Source organism: Nocardiopsis alba (assembly GCF_000710955.1).
GTDB classification, from domain to species: Bacteria; Actinomycetota; Actinomycetes; order Streptosporangiales; family Streptosporangiaceae; genus Nocardiopsis; species Nocardiopsis alba.
The window spans coordinates 42,010-59,905 of record NZ_BAZE01000017.1 but is presented as its reverse complement, the minus strand read 5'-3'; the positions used below and the strand labels follow the sequence as shown (position 1 = coordinate 59,905).

Annotated in this window: 16 protein-coding genes and 1 tRNA gene; 8 read left to right on the top strand and 9 right to left on the bottom strand. The window is 68.9% G+C overall.

The window, feature by feature from the left end:
• Positions 1-142: 142 nt before the first annotated feature.
• The 3 genes from TR33_RS26230 (at position 143) to TR33_RS24425 (ending at position 3,845) form a co-directional block, all read left to right on the top strand.
• A complete protein-coding gene (locus TR33_RS26230) occupies positions 143-1,798 on the top strand; it encodes a MinD/ParA family ATP-binding protein (protein ID WP_017536145.1) in 1,656 nt (551 codons plus the stop codon).
• An 88-nt stretch (positions 1,799-1,886) separates the two neighbouring features.
• Positions 1,887-2,804 (top strand): universal stress protein, encoded by a 918-nt coding sequence (locus TR33_RS24430; protein ID WP_199806190.1) that lies wholly within the window; start codon positions 1,887-1,889, stop codon positions 2,802-2,804.
• A gap of 111 nt (positions 2,805-2,915) precedes the next feature.
• A complete protein-coding gene (locus tag TR33_RS24425; RefSeq protein ID WP_026125296.1) occupies positions 2,916-3,845 on the top strand; it encodes a universal stress protein in 930 nt (309 codons plus the stop codon).
• Positions 3,846-3,902: 57 nt separating this feature from the next.
• Here the strand turns inward: TR33_RS24425 and TR33_RS24420 are convergent, their stop codons facing one another.
• Both TR33_RS24420 and TR33_RS24415 read right to left on the bottom strand, forming a co-directional pair.
• Positions 3,903-4,886 carry an HNH endonuclease gene (locus TR33_RS24420; protein ID WP_017536148.1) on the bottom strand — a complete coding sequence of 328 codons (984 nt, stop codon included), beginning with the start codon at positions 4,884-4,886 and terminating at the stop codon, positions 3,903-3,905.
• Positions 4,887-4,978: 92 nt separating this feature from the next.
• A tRNA-Ser gene (locus TR33_RS24415) sits at positions 4,979-5,067 on the bottom strand.
• Between the two features lie 115 nt (positions 5,068-5,182).
• Here TR33_RS24415 and TR33_RS24410 point away from each other — a divergent pair.
• Together TR33_RS24410 and dnaN are read left to right on the top strand one after the other, a co-directional pair.
• Positions 5,183-5,641, top strand: a complete 459-nt coding sequence (locus TR33_RS24410) for a DUF4442 domain-containing protein (RefSeq protein ID WP_026125297.1) — start codon at positions 5,183-5,185, stop codon at positions 5,639-5,641.
• Positions 5,642-5,762: 121 nt separating this feature from the next.
• A complete protein-coding gene (gene dnaN, locus TR33_RS24405; RefSeq protein WP_084570327.1) occupies positions 5,763-6,905 on the top strand; it encodes a DNA polymerase III subunit beta in 1,143 nt (380 codons plus the stop codon).
• A 211-nt stretch (positions 6,906-7,116) separates the two neighbouring features.
• Here the strand turns inward: dnaN and TR33_RS24400 are convergent, their stop codons facing one another.
• The 3 genes from TR33_RS24400 to TR33_RS24390 all read right to left on the bottom strand — a co-directional run bounded on the left by TR33_RS24400 (position 7,117) and on the right by TR33_RS24390 (position 9,600).
• Positions 7,117-7,929: a DUF2786 domain-containing protein gene (locus TR33_RS24400; protein WP_026125298.1), complete on the bottom strand. Its 813-nt coding sequence runs from the start codon at positions 7,927-7,929 to the stop codon at positions 7,117-7,119.
• Between the two features lie 504 nt (positions 7,930-8,433).
• Positions 8,434-8,871, bottom strand: coding sequence for a hypothetical protein (locus TR33_RS24395; protein WP_017536151.1), 438 nt, complete (start codon positions 8,869-8,871; stop codon positions 8,434-8,436).
• 201 nt (positions 8,872-9,072) lie between these two features.
• Positions 9,073-9,600 carry an NUDIX hydrolase gene (locus TR33_RS24390; RefSeq protein WP_036568589.1) on the bottom strand — a complete coding sequence of 176 codons (528 nt, stop codon included), beginning with the start codon at positions 9,598-9,600 and terminating at the stop codon, positions 9,073-9,075.
• A gap of 102 nt (positions 9,601-9,702) precedes the next feature.
• Here TR33_RS24390 and TR33_RS24385 point away from each other — a divergent pair, with 102 nt between their 5' ends.
• Positions 9,703-11,049: a hypothetical protein gene (locus tag TR33_RS24385; RefSeq protein WP_014908959.1), complete on the top strand. Its 1,347-nt coding sequence runs from the start codon at positions 9,703-9,705 to the stop codon at positions 11,047-11,049.
• Here TR33_RS24385 and TR33_RS24380 read toward each other — a convergent pair.
• The 3 genes from TR33_RS24380 to TR33_RS24370 form a co-directional block, all read right to left on the bottom strand.
• Entirely contained in the window at positions 11,046-11,582 is a 537-nt protein-coding gene (locus TR33_RS24380; protein ID WP_152472985.1) for a hypothetical protein, read from the bottom strand. The genes TR33_RS24385 and TR33_RS24380 overlap by 4 nt on opposite strands.
• Before the next feature lie 442 nt (positions 11,583-12,024).
• A complete protein-coding gene (locus TR33_RS24375) occupies positions 12,025-12,624 on the bottom strand; it encodes a hypothetical protein (protein WP_017536155.1) in 600 nt (199 codons plus the stop codon).
• Entirely contained in the window at positions 12,621-13,241 is a 621-nt protein-coding gene (locus tag TR33_RS24370) for a hypothetical protein (RefSeq protein ID WP_234305955.1), read from the bottom strand. Before TR33_RS24370 ends, TR33_RS24375 begins: the two co-directional genes overlap by 4 nt.
• Positions 13,242-13,765: 524 nt before the next feature.
• On the opposite strand from TR33_RS24370, the gene TR33_RS27015 reads away from it, so the two are divergent.
• Both TR33_RS27015 and TR33_RS24365 read left to right on the top strand, forming a co-directional pair.
• Entirely contained in the window at positions 13,766-13,933 is a 168-nt protein-coding gene (locus TR33_RS27015; RefSeq protein WP_017536157.1) for a hypothetical protein, read from the top strand.
• A gap of 166 nt (positions 13,934-14,099) precedes the next feature.
• Positions 14,100-17,060 carry an AfsR/SARP family transcriptional regulator gene (locus tag TR33_RS24365; protein WP_042285753.1) on the top strand — a complete coding sequence of 987 codons (2,961 nt, stop codon included), beginning with the start codon at positions 14,100-14,102 and terminating at the stop codon, positions 17,058-17,060.
• On the opposite strand, the gene TR33_RS24360 is transcribed toward TR33_RS24365, so the two are convergent.
• Entirely contained in the window at positions 17,057-17,878 is an 822-nt protein-coding gene (locus TR33_RS24360; RefSeq protein WP_017536159.1) for an oxygenase MpaB family protein, read from the bottom strand. The two genes, TR33_RS24365 and TR33_RS24360, sit on opposite strands and share 4 nt — an antisense overlap.
• Between the last annotated feature and the right edge of the window lie 18 nt (positions 17,879-17,896).

Sequence of the window (17,896 nt, the reverse complement as noted above, 5' to 3'; positions counted from 1 at the left end):
CGGGGTCCGGACCGGTTCCGGGGGCCGGGAAGGATGCTTCGCCGCCCCGACACGGGTAAGAGAACCCCCGAGGGCCGTCCCGACACCTCCCCCAGGGAGGGCCCACCTCCCCAGCAAGCCCCCTTGACGCAGGAGAACCCCGGTGGCACAACACGAACACGACGGGTCAGGCACCGAATCGGAGACGCCCGACCGCACCGATTCGGTCCGGAGTTCCCCGGACGTCCCGGACGACCTCGGTGAGGAGACCGGCGAGGCCGCCCCGGGGGCGCCCGCGCCCACACCCAGGGAACAGTGGTTCGGAGGCTTCGAGGGCACCGCCCCACCGCCTCCTCCCTACGCCAGGTCGCCCGAGGAGACCCCGCCACCGCTCCCCGGCACCGCCTTCGACGCCCCCGCCCCACAGAGGGCGGAGGACGAGGAGACCCCCTTCGACGGTCTCGGAGAGGCCGGAGGCGGCACGATCCGGCTCATGCCCGGTGGCGCGCGCAAGGAACGGCCGGCCGGACCCTGGCGCGAGGATCCACCGAAACTCCCCGTCAGGCCCACCCGACCCGGTGCCGCGCCACGGGACCCGCTCGGCCCACGACGAACGCGCGCGGACTCCGACGTCCCCGAACCCGAACAGCTTCCGCCTCTCGAAGCCGAACGCGCCGAACCCCCGAGCGGACCATGGGGGCCGGAGAACGGCGCGTCCGCGCCGGTCGCGCACGAACCGCGCCCCGCCCCGAGCGATCGCGTCGAACCGGAACCGTTCCGGCCCCCGGCGTGGCCCGAACCGACCGGTCCGCGTTCCCAAGGCACCGCCCCTGTACGCCGCGATCCCCCGGCCCCTCCGCCCTACCCCGGGCCCGACCCCGAGGCCGGGGTGACCTCCGACGCCCTCGACGCGGCCACCCTGGTCCGCAACCGTAGACAAGGGCCCAGCGGAGGATGGCGCAAGGCCGTGCACACGGCCAGCCTCGGCCTGATCAACCCGGGAGAGTCCCCCAAGGTGCTGCGCGAACGCGAACTCGTCGCCCGCGCCTGCACACCCGTCGCCTCGGGCCATCACCGTGTGGCCGTGCTCAGCCTCAAGGGCGGGGTCGGCAAGACCACCACCACGGTCGCGCTCGGCGCCACCCTCGCCTCCCTGCGCGGGGACCGGGTCCTGGCCGTGGACGCCAACCCCGACCGGGGCACCCTCTCGGACAAGGTACGGCTGGAGACCGCCGCCACCATTCGCGACCTGCTCAACGAACGCCACCTGGTCGCGCGCTACGCCGACATCCGCGGCTTCACCTCCCAGTCGCCCAGTCGGCTGGAGATCCTGGCCTCCGACCGGGACCCGGCCGTCTCGGAGGCGTTCAGCGACCAGGACTACCGCGAGGTCGCGCGACTCGTCGAGCACTTCTACTCGATCTGCCTCACCGACTGCGGCACCGGTCTGCTGCACTCCGCGATGCGGGGGGTGCTCGGACTCGCCGACCAGGTGGTGCTGGTGAGTTCGGCCTCTGTGGACGGCGCGCGCAGCGCCAGCGCGACACTCGACTGGCTGGAGGCCCACGGCCACGGGGCCCTCGTCGCGAGCGCCGTCGTGGTGCTGTCCATGGTGCGGACCGACAACAAGAGCAGCGTCGACCTCGATCGGCTCCAGGACCATTTCGCCGGGCGCTGCCGGGCCGTCGTCCGGGTCCCCTGGGACGGACACCTGGAAGAGGGGGCCGAGGTGGACCTTGAGCGCCTGGCACCGGCCACCAGGGACGCCTACCTGCAACTGGCCGCGAACGTGGGGGAGGCCTTCGCCCATCGGGGCTGACCTCGAACGACCCTCGGCGCGTGTTTCCCTCGACACTGGTTTATCGCTCCCCGATGACGACAATGGGAGAGGAGGGGAAGGGGTGGACATGAGCGGACAGGAGCGCCCGCCGACGGTCATCGTGGGGGTGGACGGCACGTCGGCCGCGCAGGCGGCCCTGGCGTGGGCGATCGAGGCCGCCGTCGAACGGGACGAACGACTACGGATCGTGCACGGCCTGGGCATGTCCGCCGTGATGGGGACCCTCGCCGGATCCGGAACCGAACGCCACCAGGCCGGGGAACAGGCCCGGGAGGGCGGACACGCGCTCTTGGCGGCCGCGGCGGAGGAGGCCCGACGGGTCCACCCGGACCTGAACGTCTCCACCCTCCTGGCCATGGAGGACGCCCCGGCGGTCCTGCTCGACGAGGCCGGGCACCGGGACATGATCGTCGTCGGCTCGCGCGGGCTCGGTGCGGTCCGGGCGATCATGCTCGGCTCGGTCGGCCTGCGCACCTCCACCCACGCGCCCTGTCCGGTGATCGTGGTCCCCGAGGTGTCGGAGCGGCGGCGCGGGGGTCGGATCGTGGTCGGGGTCGACGGCTCGGCCTCCTCGCGTCGGGCCCTGCGCTTCGCCCTGGACCATGCCCTGGTCACCGACGCCGCCGTGGTGGTGGTCAACAGTTGGGAGGTGCCGTTGCCCCAGGACCCGGAGTCGCTCGCCGCCGACACCCACTCTCTGCACGAGGAGATGTTCGACCGCCAGTCGGAGGAGGTCGTCGCCGGTGTGCTGGCCGAGGTGATCGACGATCGGACCGAGGGGCTCGACATCTCCGCCGTTCGGATCCAGGCCGACCCGGTGGAGTCCCTGCTCGAAGCAGGAGAGGGGGCGGACATGATCGTCGTCGGATCCCGGGGCCGGGGCGGGGTGAGCGGACTGGTGATGGGGTCGACCAGCCAGGGGGTACTGCGCCGGGCGACGGTCCCGGTGGCCGTTCTGCCGCCGCGCGCGGAGGAGACGGACTGAACGGCGGACGACCCTTCCCACCAGGGACCTTCCGCCCTGTGCCGCTACGGGGCGGATCCGGTCTACTCGGTGATGATGGTGGTCGGCGCCAGGGGGAACCTAGGGGGAACAATGGCAACAGAACCGCAGCGAACCGCCAAGGTGGTCGTGGGTATCGATGGTTCCGATCAGTCGCGCGCGGCCCTGGAATGGGCGGCGGTGGAGGCCGCCCGTCGTCGGGTCCCGCTTCTCATCGTCCACGCCCTCGGGATGCCGGTGATCGTCTCGGCCTACGGTGGCCCGGCCCGCTTCCAGCCGACCGAGGAGATGTCGGGTCAGGCCGACGCGGTCCTGAACTCGGCCGAGAGGTACGTCAACGAGCTTCGCCCCTCCGTCGTCGTCGAGTTGGTGACGGCCTTGGAGGAGGCGCCGCTGGCCCTGCTCCGGCAGAGTCACCCGCACGACCTCATCGTCGTGGGCACCAGGGGGTTGGGCGCGTTCGCGTCCATGTTCGTGGGCTCCGTCAGCGTCCGCGTCTCCGCCCAGGCACCGTGCCCCGTGGTCGTGGTGCCCGCCGACGAGGAGGGGCACGCCACCAGGACCGGACTCGACCGTGTGGTGGTCGGGGTCGACGGGTCCAAGCCCTCCCACCGCGCCCTCGGGCTCGCGGTGGACGTGGCCGCGGAGAGCGGAGGGGAGCTCATCGTGGTCAACAGCTGGGAGGTGCCCTTCCCCTATGACCCGGTCGCGATGACCGCCGCGGGGTACAAGTCGCAGGACGAGATCTTCGAGAGGCAGTCCGAGAAGCTCGTCGCCGAACTGCTGGACGACGTGATGGCCGAGCGCCCGGGCGACCTCGGGATCGAGGTCACCATCGTGCGCACCCAGTCCAACCCGGTCGACGCCCTCTTGGAGGCCGCCGCGGAGGCCGACGTCATCGTGGTGGGCTCCCGAGGCCGTGGCACGGTCCGGGGGCTGCTCATGGGCTCCGTCAGCCAGGGCGTGCTCCACCACGCCAAGGTCCCGGTCGTCGTGATGCCCAAACACGCCGACGAGGACTGACCCTCCCCGGGGGCGTGAGAAGCCCCCCCGGGGCACGTCGCCCGGCCCGAGGTCCCTCTATCGATCCAGGAGTGCCCGCAGCTCGTCGACGGTCAGCCAGGGCCGGGACACGTGGATCATCCGATGGCAGTTGGCGCACAACAACGCGAGGTCCTCGAGACGGGTGACGCTCTCTCCGATGTGGTGGAGCGGGACCACATGGTGGACCTCGATGTAGTCCTTGCCGCGGGGGCCATAGGTGGCACCGAAGTCGAAGCCGCAGGCCTCGCAGGCGATGGGCCGGCCCTCGGCGCGGGTCCGGTCGATCTTCTTCTTCCGGAGGCCGCGGTCGCGCTCTCGGGCGTAGTGCTTACGGATGAGCAGACGCCCCTCGGGGGCGCTGATGTCCTCGTCCGCCTCCTCCTCGAAGGCAGGGAGCCCTGCCAACTCCCCGGAGCGCACACCGCGGCGGATGTTCTCCGCGGCGTTCCTCATGCGTCGGGGCTCGTCGAGGAAGGCCCACATGATCTCGGCGTCGCGGGCGCTGCCGTTGGTCTTCTTCGTGTCCCGATCGGGGTGCTCGTTGAGGATGTTGTCGGTCTTGAGCCTGACACTGTTCGGGGAGCGGAAGCCCACCGGTCTTTTCTCTCGGGGATGGAGGGGGAGACGCTGGAGCAGCTCGGAGAGCGCGATCACCTCGGAGCGGGTGGTGTCCAGGGTCTTCCATCCATGCTCGACCAGAAGGTCGCACGCCAGGATCAACTCGTCCCAGGCCCAGGGGATGCTCGGGGTCGAGCGGACCTCGAACCCGAGTTCGCGGAGCCGTTTCTCGATGTCGGCTCTCCCACCCGGGAGTTCGGAATCGTAGGGGAGTCGCCCCGTGGCGTACTTGTGGGCCGCATGGAAGACGGCCTTGGGGTCGTAGGTTCTGTCGTCGTGCGCGAGGGCGTAGGAGGAGGTGAGCCTGAACCCGTAGGTGTCGAGGAAGGCCTCCCGGCCGAGTGCGTCGTACTCGGCGATCGCCTTGAGGACCGCGTCCGCGGTGATGTCTGCCGGACCCATGCCGTCAGCCTAGAGACGAGGGGTGACAGCGTCTCCCCTCCCCGGGGTAACGAAGAAGGGCCGTTCGTCGGTGACGAACGGCCCTTCGGGCGCGGAGGGTGTGGGATTTGAACCCACGAAGCCCCGTCAAGGACTTGGTGCTTTTCAAGAGCACTGCACTCGGCCGCTATGCGAACCCTCCTGGGGGAGAGTGACTCTCCGCCAGACATGGTAGCCCACGGGTGCGTCGGGGGCATCGGGGTGTCAGGGGTGGCGCACTGTGGTTACTCGTGAGTAACATGTGTGGCATGGAGAAAATGGACGCCGCGACGGCGGAAATGGTCAAGACCGGGTTCCTCGACTCGGTTCCCTTCGCGCGCACCCTCGGGGTCACCTTCACCGACCTGGACCACGGTCGCGCCGTCATGCGGCTGCCCGATGACGCGGCCCACCACAATCACGTCGGCGGTCCCCACGCGGGCGCCATGTTCACCCTGGCGGAGTCCGCCTCCGGCGCCATCGTCATCGGCACCTTCGGAGACCAGCTGAACCGCGCGGTCCCGCTCGCGGTCAGTGCCGAGATCCGCTACCTCAAACTGGCCATGGGCGACGTCACCGCCGAGGCCGTCCTCGGACGCCCCCGTGAAGAGGTCGTCGCCGAACTCGACGAGGGCCGGCGTCCCGAGTTCCCCGTCGACATCGAGCTGCGTACCGACGACGGCACCGTCACCGGCCGCATGACGGTCCTGTGGACCCTGCGGCCGAACAAGAAGTAGGAGCGCTCCGGTCGGACCCCTCCTGCGGGGTCCGACCGTGTCCCGCCGATTGTCGTTACCCCTGGGTACGTTGACCTCGAAAGGCATCAGCCGAAGAGGAGGTCGCGCGGTGAGACTACGAGTGGATCGTGACGCGTTCGCCGAGGCGGTCACATGGACTGCTCGGGCCCTCCCGGCCAGGCACGCGGTACCCGTGCTCGCCGGGATGCGCATGGAGCTGTCCGAGGACGGTTCCGCCCTGCGCCTGTCCGGGTTCGACTACGAGGTCTCCACGCGGTCCTCGGTCGAGGTCCTGTCCGAGGAGGGCGGCGCCGTCCTGGTGCCCGGACGCCTGCTGGCCGAGATCGTCACCAACCTCCCCTCCGGCTCGGTGCGTATCGAGACCGACGGCCCCAAGGTGCGGATCGAGGGCGGGGCCGCGAGGTTCACGCTCATCACCATGCCTTTGGAGGACTACCCGGAGCTGCCCGGGATGCCCGACGCGGTCGGTTCGGTGGCCTCGGACGCGTTCGGAGCCGCGGTGCGTCAGGTGACCCCGGCCGCGAGCAGGGACGACACCCTGCCGATGCTCACCGGCGCCTATCTGGACCTCACCGGTGACACCCTCAAGGTGGCGGCCACCGACCGTTACCGGATCGCGGTGCGCGAACTCCGGTGGCGGCCCCTGGACCCGGGAATCGACACGTCCGCGCTGGTTCCCGCCCGTACCTTGGCGAACACGGTGAAGGGTCTGATCGGCCGTTCCCACGTGGACATCGCTCTTTCTCCGGCAGAGGCGGCCGAGGGCGGGGGGCTTTCTCCGGGCGAGGGGATGATCGGGTTCGCCAATGGCGACCGTCGTACCACCACCCGGCTGATCGACAGCGACTTCGTCAAGTACGAGACCTGGTTCCCCACCGAGTTCTCCTCACGGGCGGAAGTGCCCGTCACGGCATTGGTGGAGGCGGTCAAACGCGTCGCTTTGGTGGCGGACCGAAACACCCCTCTCCGGCTTGCTTTCACGGAGGGTGAAGTCGTTCTGGAGGCCGGTTCCGGGGAGGACGCCCAGGCGATGGAGGCCATTCCGGTGTCCTTCGAGGGGGACCCGATCAGGCTGTCCTTCCGCCCCGACTACCTCATCGACGGGCTGGCCGGGGTGGAGAGCGCCACCGCCCACCTGAACTTCACGCGACCCACGAAACCGGCCGTGTTCACCGACGTTCCCGAGAAGGAGGGGGAGAAGCCGGTCTTCCGCTATCTCGTGCAGCCTCTGCGTGCCGTGTGACCTGCGTCTTCTTGGCTTTCGAAGGGCTCCGTCCACCGTGGTGCACAAGTTATCCACAGGCTGCCCTTCGAGGCTGTGGACAACTCCGGGTGATCACCCTGTTCGAAGAGGCGGATCACCCCGGGAAAGGGCTCGTATTTCCCCTTTGACAAGGGAGAATCGAACTCTCCGCCAATCTGTGCACAGCCTGTGGATAACTCGGGGTGAGGGTCTATTCGCCCTCGGCCAGAGTGGACGTCCCGCCACTGGTCACAGGGGTCTCCAGACCCAACTCCGCCTGACGCCCCCGCCGGTATCCGGCCCGGTATCCGGCGGCGCTGTGAGTGCGTTCGGGGCGGTGTTTGCGCAACTGCGGGAACTGCTTGTGGAACTCCTCGTTGACCCGGTGCAGGTCGTCTCGGAGCACCAGTTCGGCCCCGCGCTTCGAGTTCTCGCCATCACCGTCGGTCACCCCTCCGGCGCCGGTTTCGGGCGAGACCGTTTCCTGGAGGCGGGCGCGGAACTCGCGAATGCGCTCGGCCACCGCCTGCCCGTAGGCGCGAACGAAGGAACGGTAGTAACGCTTGCGCTCGGTCTCCAACTCGGAACGCGTGTAGTTGCGCAGTTCCCTGATATCGGAGACGTGCGTCGAGCTCATGAACCTCGCAGACGCCTCCATCTGCATGGAGATCGACGGCATGAGCATTCGCAGCGCTTCCAGCGCGTTGGTCGTGCCCACCAGGATGATGGTGCGGTCCGTGTTCTCGGAGGAGTTGCCTCGGACCGCGGACTGGCAGCCGTAGGCGGCCGCGATGTCGGCCAGGGCCTTCACGCGGGCCTTGCCGTGGCCGCCCACTCCGGAGACGGTGTAGTCCATGCGGCTGATCGCGTCCGGCTCCTCGCCCCGCTCGACGCGGGCCTCGGCCTCGGCGATCGCGTGGCGGGTCATGAGCTCGGCGGCCTTGGCGGTGAACGCCTGGCTCTCGGCATCGGTGACCGCGGGGTCCTCCGCCATGCGAAGGAGCCCGCGGACCCGCTCGACCATCTTCTGACGGGCAGCTTCAGTCATCGGCGCCGGTCGTCTCCCCTAGGTGAGTGTCGTGGTCCCGTCCCCGGGCGGAAACAACGAGCCTAAGCCCTCTTGTTCCCCACCACCATCACGGAGCCCGGTGGATCGCCTCGGCGCCCGTCCGTGCCCGCCTCTCCCGCTCGCGGCGGCCCTGGTCTCCAGGCCGCCGAAAGGGGAGGACGGGGGCTAGGGAGTGTTTTTTGGATGCTTTCGCCTGGCATCGGCGGAGCCGATCCTCGGCGAGCGGTCGCCGGGCGATCTCTCGCCGGACGACGAGCGAAGGTGCCCCTACTGTGCCCTGCTACGCAGGATCGCACAGCGGGGGCCCGCCCGGGTTCGGATGTCCTCGTCAGTGTTTGCTTCGAATGGGCGGCGCCGCGAGAGGAAGCCCGGCCCCGTGTGAAGCACCGCGCGCGTCAGCGCGACCGTTGAGGGTGGTGGTGGGTGACGGCGCGGGAGGAATGATCCAAAAAGCACGACCTAGTTCTTGTCGCCGACCACGGCCGCGACGACGCCGATGATGAGCCACAGCATCAGGCCCACGCCCAGACCGGCGAAGGCCGCGCCGAACAGACCGCTGAAGATCGCGAAGCTGCCGATCACGGAACCGATGTAGGAGATCACTGCGGTGGCGCCGCCACCGAGGATCGCCGGAGCGCTCGCATAGCGGAACGGGTAGGTGGCGGCCCAACGGCGCCCTCGCCGGTCGCCCTTCTTGCTCATCACGCCGCCGATACCGCCGATCAGCGCGAAGAAGAAGATTCCGGTCGTGACCGCACCGGGGATACCGGCAAGCCCGAAGTTCATCAGGAAGGAGAGGGCGCCCGCCACCGAGCCGCCCACGATCGAGGCGCCCCACGGCCAGATCATCGTCGCCGAGGCGACGGGAGTGAATGCGTTACCGCGCTCCAGCGTCATGTTCACAGCTCCAGTCGAATCGCGTGGCCTCCGCGCTTCGCGGGACCCTCCCCACCAGGATGGGGTGTCGAGGCCTCCCGCGCATCAGGGCCTGTCCCTGACTTACCCCGGAGTCGACGCCCTGGCACCCGACATCCTTGAGGAAGCCGACACGTGCCCGGCCGAAAGCCGTCTTCGAGACGCCTCGGATGGGGACAACGATCAGAAGGCCCCGGAAGTGCCCGCCGTTCCGGTGTTCTCGTGTTCCCCTTCGTCCCGGGGGGACGCGCCCAGGTCGGCGCGCAGTTCCGGCCAGGCGGAACGGAACGCCGGGAGGAGGGGAAGGGACTCGGTCGTCTCCAACGGGATCCAGCGGATCTCCTCGCTCTCCGAGTTCCCGGCACGGAACGGGGTCAGGGCCGGGACACGCAGGAGGAAGGTGTCGTACCGCCATACGGACAGGTCGTGTTCGTGTCGAGCGAGTACCGTGTAGCCGTCGAGGTCTCCGTCGACCTCTTCGCGGAACTCGCGGACGGCGGCCTCGAGGGGACTCTCGTCCCTGTTGCGCGCCCCGCCGGGGATCCCCCAGGTGCCTCCCATATGGGTCCACCCAGCACGGTGTTGGAGCAGTACATGCCCACCACCGGCCTCATCGGTGGCGTACAACAACAGCCCGGCGGCGCCGTAGAGCCCCCACCTCTTGGAACCGTCGGGCAGCGTCACCCAACCGTTTCCGTCACCCTCCTGCATCAGGCCCTCCGATCGAGCGATCTCCTCCGGTCCACGATCTCCCACCGCGGACCTGTGGACAACGGGATTCGAGATCGCGAACCCCACTAATCTTTTGAACCTATGGCCCCCTTGACCTCTTCCGCAGCCCGTCTCCCCGTCTACACGCTCGGCCTGGTACGTCGCCACTGGGCTCCGCTGTTGTGCGTGTACACCGGTGGAATGTTGCTCCACGCCCTGATCATGCGTGGTCTGGTGGCGTTCAACGACGTCGAGCCCGCTCTCGCGCTGTCCGGTCTGGGATTGACCCTCCTGATCACCCTGGTCACCTTCGTGGTGATGTTCCAACTCCTGCGCCCCGGGCTTCCCCTCGTCGACTCCGAACTCAACGCGGAGATCGTACGGCGTAACAAGCGGAAAGGTTTCGCGGAACGGGAACGTCGGGTCGTGGACGGTGTCGCCCTCGCGATCATGCCCTTCCTGCTCTTCTACGGGGCCTGGGGGCTCTTCGAGGAGCAGTACAACACCTACAGTGTCGACCTGCTCAACACCGGCGGTGTCGAGGCCTTCTCCGCGCCCACCGAGATGGCCTGGTTCGGCATGCCCCTACTGGTGGCGTGCTCGGCATGGCTGCTGCGACGGGTGTGCGGGCACTTCTACAAGACGGGGCGCAACCCGGTCCTGGGCATCCTCACCGCTCTCTTCGAGGGCGTGTGGATGTTCATGGTCGTGTTCTCCATCGGTGTCCTCATAGGGCTCTGGAACGACTGGATCGGCAGCCGGGTCCTCTGGGTGTCGGTGGAGCTCTCGATCACCCGGGGCATCGACGGTTTCGGCGACCTCATCGACGTTCCGAACCTGTCCCTCGGGGTCTCCGCGGCCTTCGCCGCGCTCTGGGCCACGGTCAAGGAGGGGTTCATCGGGCCGATGCTGTGGCTGACCATCACCGCCGTCGTGTACCGGGCCCAGATCGACGATCACGACGCGCTCTTCGAGGAGCGCCGGGGCGGTGGCCGGTTCGGGGCCGCGGTCAACCGCACCGCGAGGTTGAGCCGGATCTTCGGTAAGCACGCCGACTCCGACTTCCGTGACAAGTTCACGCCCTGCCTCAACGCCGTACGGTTCGTGCTCGGGGCCGGTCCGGTGTTCTACCTGACCTTCTGCCTCTACTTCGTCCTTCTGGACCTGGTGTTCAGCAGGCTGCACCGGGGGGTCCTCGTGCTCCTGGAACGGACGGGGGAGCCGAACGAGGTGTGGCTCTGGACCCAACCGGTCGACTTCGTGATGACCGCTCTGCACATGCTGCTCCGGCTCTGCCTGTTGGCGGCGACCTTCGAGATCGCCCTGCGCAAGGCGGAGGAGACCAGTGTGGGACGGCACCTGTGGAGGGTCGCCGGGCACGCCGTGCCCACGCCCGAGGCCCGGGGCCCGGTCCGAAGAGGGACGGGCCCCGGTCGAGGCGCCCACTAGGAAGTGGTGTCCATGGGCTCGATGTCGAAGACCAGGGCCTCCGGGGCCGGCCGGGTCGAGTCTCCGGTGGTGGTGACGCTCACCTCGAACCGGAGCTCCTCCGCCACCTCCTCGGGGACCAGGTAGGACACCAGGAAGGTCTGTTCCGTGCCGCCTCGGACCGGCCGCATCGAGCCGTCGGTGCAACCACCGGACGTGTTCCCGGGGTCTCGGGACAGACCTCGGTCGCCGTATTCGAGAGTGGGCTCCCAGGATCGACCCTCGCCGTCCAGGGCGCGGAACCGGCAGTAGGCGCCCAGCAGTTCGCCGGCCTCGTCGTCCCGGGGGGTGACCCGGAAGCCGATGTCGACCAGCTCCACGCCTTCGGGGGGCGGGGGCTGCCCTCCCAGGACGCCGACCACGTAGACGGCCGCCAGCCACTCGCTGCCGACCAGGGAGGCGGTGTCCTCCCCCTCCACGAGCCGGGCCTCGGGACGGACACGGCCGTTCTCGCGGGCCTCGTCGAGCTCGCTCAGGTACGGCCAGCCGACCATGACGGGGAAGAGCACCAGGAGGGCGGCGACGTAGGGCAGGTGCAGCCGTTTCCACAGCGGCAGTCCACGACGCGGTCGGCCGGAGCGGGGCCGGGGCGCGCTCTCGGGGCGTCGGTGGGAGCGGTGTCCGTGCCCGAGAGGAGCCCGGCGCGGGTCCGGCCTCGTCCGGTCCCACCCCGGCCCTGACGGCGGCCCGTACGGCCCCGGGGCCCCGGGTGGAGGAGGAGTGGGCCCCGGGCCGCCACCGTGACGGCCGCGAGGCCCTCGGGGTACGGGAGGTGTTCGAGGATCGGGGGCGGCGGGGCCCCGGCCCGGCCCGCCCATGGGTGCGGGTCCGGCCGGAGGGCGGTCCCCGGGCCACCGCTGTGATGGAGGCGGCCCCTGGGCCGGAGGGGGAGGGAAGACCTCTCGACCCGGACGGAAGGGGTCCCGACGGCGAGGATCATTCGGATGCATCGTTGTCCTTCCCGGTACGGACCTCGGGAGGGAGGAGGACCAGGGGGTCGTCGAGAGGGCGGGGTTCCACCGGGTCCAGCGCCACGGACGCCTGAGCACCCAGATACCGGTTGAAGTCCGGTGCGTGGGTGACGACCAGCGCGGGCTCGTCGATCCGGTCGAGGGGGACTTCGAACAGGAACGCGCCCTCCTGTGGGAGGCCGGGGGAGAGGGTCGCCCGGTCCAGGGAGTCGGAGAACCAGCCGGGCACGTCGTAGGTGGTGCCGTCCTTCATCCGCAGTTCGGCCGGGAAGTTGGTCATGGTGGTGTGGGCGGCGGTGATCCGCGCACGGACGAGGACCCAGACACCATTGGCCTCGACCGGGCCGATCGGGTCTCCCAGGATGTCGGTGGCCTCCAGAGCCGATCCGACCTCCAGGTCCACGACCTCCAGGGAGAAGTCGTCGGTGACGACGGGCTCTCCGACGGAGCCGGTGGTGGTGACCGGGGCGAACAGGCTCTTCTTGTCCAGCGTGAAGTGCTGAAGGACGGCGATGCCGACGACCAGGAGCACGCACAGGAGGCCGGCCGTCAGGCTGCGGCTCATGAGCGCCCTCTCTCGTTCAGTGGGAGTGTGACGGTGCCCGCCACGTCGTCGGAGGAGATCCAGAAGGAGCCGAGACCGTCGCGCGTTCCCAGTTCCTGCATCCCATGGACGGCGAGGTCGACCTCGCCCAGGTCGGAGGCGGTGACGTCCTCGGGCATCTCCCAGGACAGCACCGCGTTCTCCTCGGCCATATGAGGCTGAAGGGAGGCCACGAGGCTCTCCGGCATGCGTTCGAAGGAGACGTCGGGCCGGTCGGTCGAGGTGCCGGAGGGGCCCAGGAGCAGGACGAGCCCGCTGCCGACCTCGAACACCGGGACCGAGACGTCGGACGCGCGCAGTTCGATGTCCGCCCGGACCCGGAGGCGGGCGCCGTCGTCACCGGTCTCCACCCACGCCTCGTAAGGGGTGACGGCGAACAGTTCGTTCTCCAGTTCGGTCCCCGGGGGCTCGGGGGAGGTCTGTGAGTCGGCCCTGTCCAGACCGCCGAAGGCGGCCACGATCAGGGTGACGATCGCTCCGGCCGCACCGACCACGGAGACCAGTGCGAAGCGGGCGAGGGGATCGACGGGGAGGAAGGACCGCCGTGCGATATCGGCGGCACGGACATGGTGGACCACGAGCCGCAATTCTAGGGCCAAAGCGCCAAAGGCGATCTCGGGACGATGACGATGAACAGGGTGGGCGGTGAAGGCGCAGGTCAGAGGGTGTTTGGATGGATGGAGGTGTCCTCGGTGGCGAACCCGGCCCCCGATTTCGATCCCTCTCTTCAGGGGGGTCGTGTTTAGAACGTCACCCGTTGTGCATAATTCGATTCGAGAGCGGAAGCGCCGTGAACGGCGCCCGTCGCCGGCGCGTGAAGAGCCCCCTGCTGACCCCCTCACCATTGAAAGCGCTTTGAAAGCGCGATGGAAGAGAGTCTCCCTAGTGTGAAACCTGTTCGACGAGGCCGATGCCCGCGAGAGGACGGCTCGCGGGAACACGGTCGACTCGTCGGAGTTTCGGACACCAGTCATCCGTGGCGTACCTGGAGGGGGCGCCACGGATGACCGTCCCGCCGGGGAGCGGTGATCCCATGATGCTTCGTAGACGACGTAGGGCCACTTTGCGGCTCTACACGAGCGCTGTGAGAAGAGGAGTTCGCGTGCCGAAGATGCTGACGATGGACGAACGCTTCGAAGCGATCGTCGCCGATGTGGCCCTGACCCCCGAGGCCAAGATGGGCCCGCTCCGAGAGCCGGACCCCGAGCGCAGGCTTCCGGACGAGACCGAGGACGGCCCCGAGGAACGGGAGCCCGCCGAGGAGAAGTAGTTCCTCGTCCGTGGCCCGACGGTCACCCCGAGTACGACAATGGGAGGCGTACTCGGGGCCGTCGGGCTTATCTTCTTTCGCGAGTGCGACCTTGCTAGGGTTGCTGCTTGTGGAATTCGGTGTGCTCGGCCCTATCGCCGTATGGTCAGACGGAAAACCCGTTTCCGTGGGCGGACCACGCCAGCGTTGTGTCCTGGGCGCGCTTCTGGTCCACGTGGGGCGCGAGGTCACCATAGACCAGCTCACCGGTTACCTCTGGAACGAGGACCCGCCCCGCACCGCCCGTTCGGTCATCCAGGTGCAGGTTTCCCACCTGCGCCGACTGCTCCCGGGGCGGATCGCGACGACCAGTGGCGGGTACGTCCTGGAGGTGGACCCCGAATCGGTCGACCTCCATCGTTTTCGCAGACTCAGAGACGAAGCGGCCCGCGCGGATTCCGCGGAGGCCATCGAATTCCTCGATCTCGCTTTGAAATGCTGGCGTGGAATTCCTTTTTCCGGCGTCGGTTCCGATTATCTGGACGATTCGGTGGTCCGCCCCATACGCGAGGAGCGATGGTCGGCGGTCATCTCCTGGGCCTCCCATGCACTGGAGCTGGAGCGCCACTCCGACGTCGTGGCCAGGTTGACCTCGCTGAGTAGTGAGGAGCCCTTCAGTGAGCGTCTGCACGAGTTCCTCATCACCGCCCTGTGGAAAGCGAGCGGTAGGGCCAAGGCCCTCTCCGTGTACGAGGACTTCCGGCGACGTCTGGCCGATGAGCTGGGCGTCGACCCCGGACACGAACTCCTCTCCCTCCACTCCCGCATCCTTCATGAGGACGTATCCCCCCAAGGGGACGTCGATCCAGTGGAGGAATCGGTACCGGATTTCAGGATCCGCAACGATCTGCCGCGGGATCTTCCCGACTTCACCGGCCGAGGCGAGGCCCTGAAGAACCTGGAGGACTTCTCACTCGGCGACGACGGTCGGGCCAAGATCTGCGTCATCACCGATAGCGGTGGTGCGGGCAAGACCACGACCGCCGTGCATTTCGGCTATGAGATAGCGGACCGGTATCCGGACGGTCAGATCTTCATCGACCTCTACGGTTACACCTCGAACAAGGAACCACTGGATCCGGCCTCGGCCCTCGGCTCCCTACTGCGCGCGGTCGGGATCGAGCCGGAGACCGTTCCCGAGTCCCTGGCCGAACGTTCGGCGCTGTGGCGGGCCACGTTGCGCGGGCGCAGGGTGCTGCTCATCCTGGACAACGCCTTCAGCCATGCCCAGGTCAGCCCGCTGCTCCCCTCCTCTTCCGGGACCCTGACGCTCATCACGACACGGAACGAACTCGTCGGACTGAGCGGGGCGCGGTTCCTGTCCTTGGGGATGTTCGACGACGACTCGTCTCTGGAGCTGCTGCGACTGATCCTCGGAGACGCGCGCGTCGACTCCGAGTTGGAGGGGGCCCGCGAGGTGGCCCGCTTCTGCGGCGGCCTCCCGCTGGCGTTGAGGGTGATCGCCGGTCGTATGGCGGGTCGGCCGAAATGGACGTTCGCACACGTCATCAGACGGTTGGTGGAACAGAACCGGACGTTCCGGGAGCTGGCGGTCGAAGGCCAGAGCGTCGAGGTCGCCATCGACCTCTCCTTCCAGAGCCTCAACCCGACCCAGCGGAGGGCCTTCCTCCTTCTGGGGCTGATGGTCGGGAACGTCATCGACCTCTCCGGCGCCGCGGCGCTCTTCGATACGTCGGTCGAGGACGCCGACGACACCCTCCAAGAGCTCGTCGGGGTGTGCCTCCTGGAGGAACCCCAAGAGGACGTGTACCGGGCGCACGACCTCATAAGGGCCTTCGCCCTCGACCGGGCCCTGGCGGAGTTCGGACACGAGGAGGCCGACCGGATCAAGGTGCGGCTCTCCGGTTTCTACCTGGAGACCGCGCAGCGCGCGGCGGAACTCCTGGGGCCCCGGGTCCAGGAGAGGTCCGAGGTGTCGTTCTCCCGCTACCGGGTGGAGTTGTCCAGTCGGCGGGAGGCCGAGGACTGGTTCTCCCTCCACCAGGAGAATCTGGCCGACGCCATCGAGTACTTCGCCTCGCGCGACCACGGAGAGGAGGCCTGGCGTCTGGCCGACGCCGTGTGGCGCTTCTACGCGGTGCGCGGTCAGATGGGGCTGCTGGTCACCTCCCATGAGCGGGTCCTACAGATCAGCGAACGTCAGGGGAACCGGCGAGGGCGCGCCGTCACCCTGATCGGACTGGGGATCGCCTACTACATCTCCGGGCGTTTCGAAGAGTCCCTGAGACTGCTCGGCGAGGCCAGGACGATCCTCGAGGGGCTCGGGGACGGTCGAGGCGTGATCCGCGCCCTCGCGAACCTGGGCATGGTCTATGAGCGCATGGGACGGTTCGCCGACTCCGCCGCGGCGATCAAGGAGGTGCTCCGTTACGCCGAGGAGCTCCGCAACCCCAAGGTCGAGGCCCTCCAGTGGGGCAACCTGGCCGTTCTCCAACAGTCCCTCGGTGAGTACAAGGAGGCCCTGGCGAGCGCGGAACGGGCGATCCTGATCTCCCAGGGAGAGCAGGAGGGGGAGATCCGGGCCCGGGCCAAACGGGTCATGGGAGAGGCGCACACGTGCCTGGGGAACATGGACTCGGCCTTTCAGGAGTTGGACGAGGCCATGGAACTCTCCTCCCACCTACAGCTGGTGGGGAACAGGATCTACGTGCACAACTCCAGGGGGATCGCCCACCGCGCGGCGGGGCGGTTCGACGAGGCCGTCCGGGAGCACGGCAGGGCCCTCGCGTTGGCGGAGACGTCCGGCGACCGGAGTGGGGACGCCGAGATCCTCACCGATCTGGGGGTCACCCAGGTCGAGGCCGCCCGCTATGAGGAGGCCCGCGAAGGACTCGATCGGGCCCTGGAGCTCGCGGTCGAACGCGGAGAGCGGTACATCGAGGCCCGTGCCTCGCTCGCGCTCGGAGGGATCCCGGGGCCGTTCGTCGACCCGGGACGCGCGCGCGACCTGCTCGCGGAGTCGGTACGGATCTTCGAGGACCTCGACCTGCCGGAGGCGGAGGCGGCCCGTCGGCGGCTTCAGACCCTGGACGCGGAACCCGGCCCCGACGTCGCGCCCGCCTTCTAGGAGACCCGGGCCCTTCTTCCGGCCGAGCCTGATCCACGACGGCGCTTCTTCCAGCCGCCGCCTCGACGCATCGACCTCAGGTACAACGTCGACGGCAGTGTCCTCACCCCTCGTGGGAGCCTCGGATACACCGCTCCGACCATCCGGAACAGGCGATCGAATCTTCGCTGGTGGGCCGGTGACCAGGGGATGCCGAAGGCCTCTCGAAGATCCGGGGGGAGCAGGCCGCCGCTGATGAAACGCTGGGCCGCGGTGAGCGGCCACAGCAGGCGGTTGTTCGGCCGGAACAGATCACGGGCCAGGGCCCGGGCCTCGGGGCCGACCTCCAGGCGCGCGCAGGCCCGTTCCCAGTACTCCTCGAACTCCTCCAGGGAGGCGGGCCAGTGCTCCTCCGGCAGTCCCAACGAGGTCCCGTACCGGGCGGACTCCCTCAACAGAAGCTCACGCTCCTGTTCGGACCGTTCGCCGAGCACCAGTTCGTACAACCGGGCGCCCGAGTGGTAGAGGGTCGCGGCCACCCACAGCAGCAGTTCGGGGTCGAGCGCGTCGTAACCGGGACCGCGCACCTTCCGGTGCAGGGCCCGCACGATCGCCCCGACCCGGGCGCGCTCCTCCTCGGTGCCGAGGGAGACGCCGTAGACGTAGTAGAGCGTGCCGCGCAGTCGGTCGAGAGGGCGGGACGCGAAGTCGCTGTGGTCGGCCACACCGCGGGCCACGTCGGGGTGGGCGATCTGGAGCAGGACCGCGTAACCGGCGCCGGCGAGGATGCCGGCCTCCCCACCGGTCCGACGCAGCATGGATTCATCGGACGGGTCCATGTTCGAATCGTACGGCAG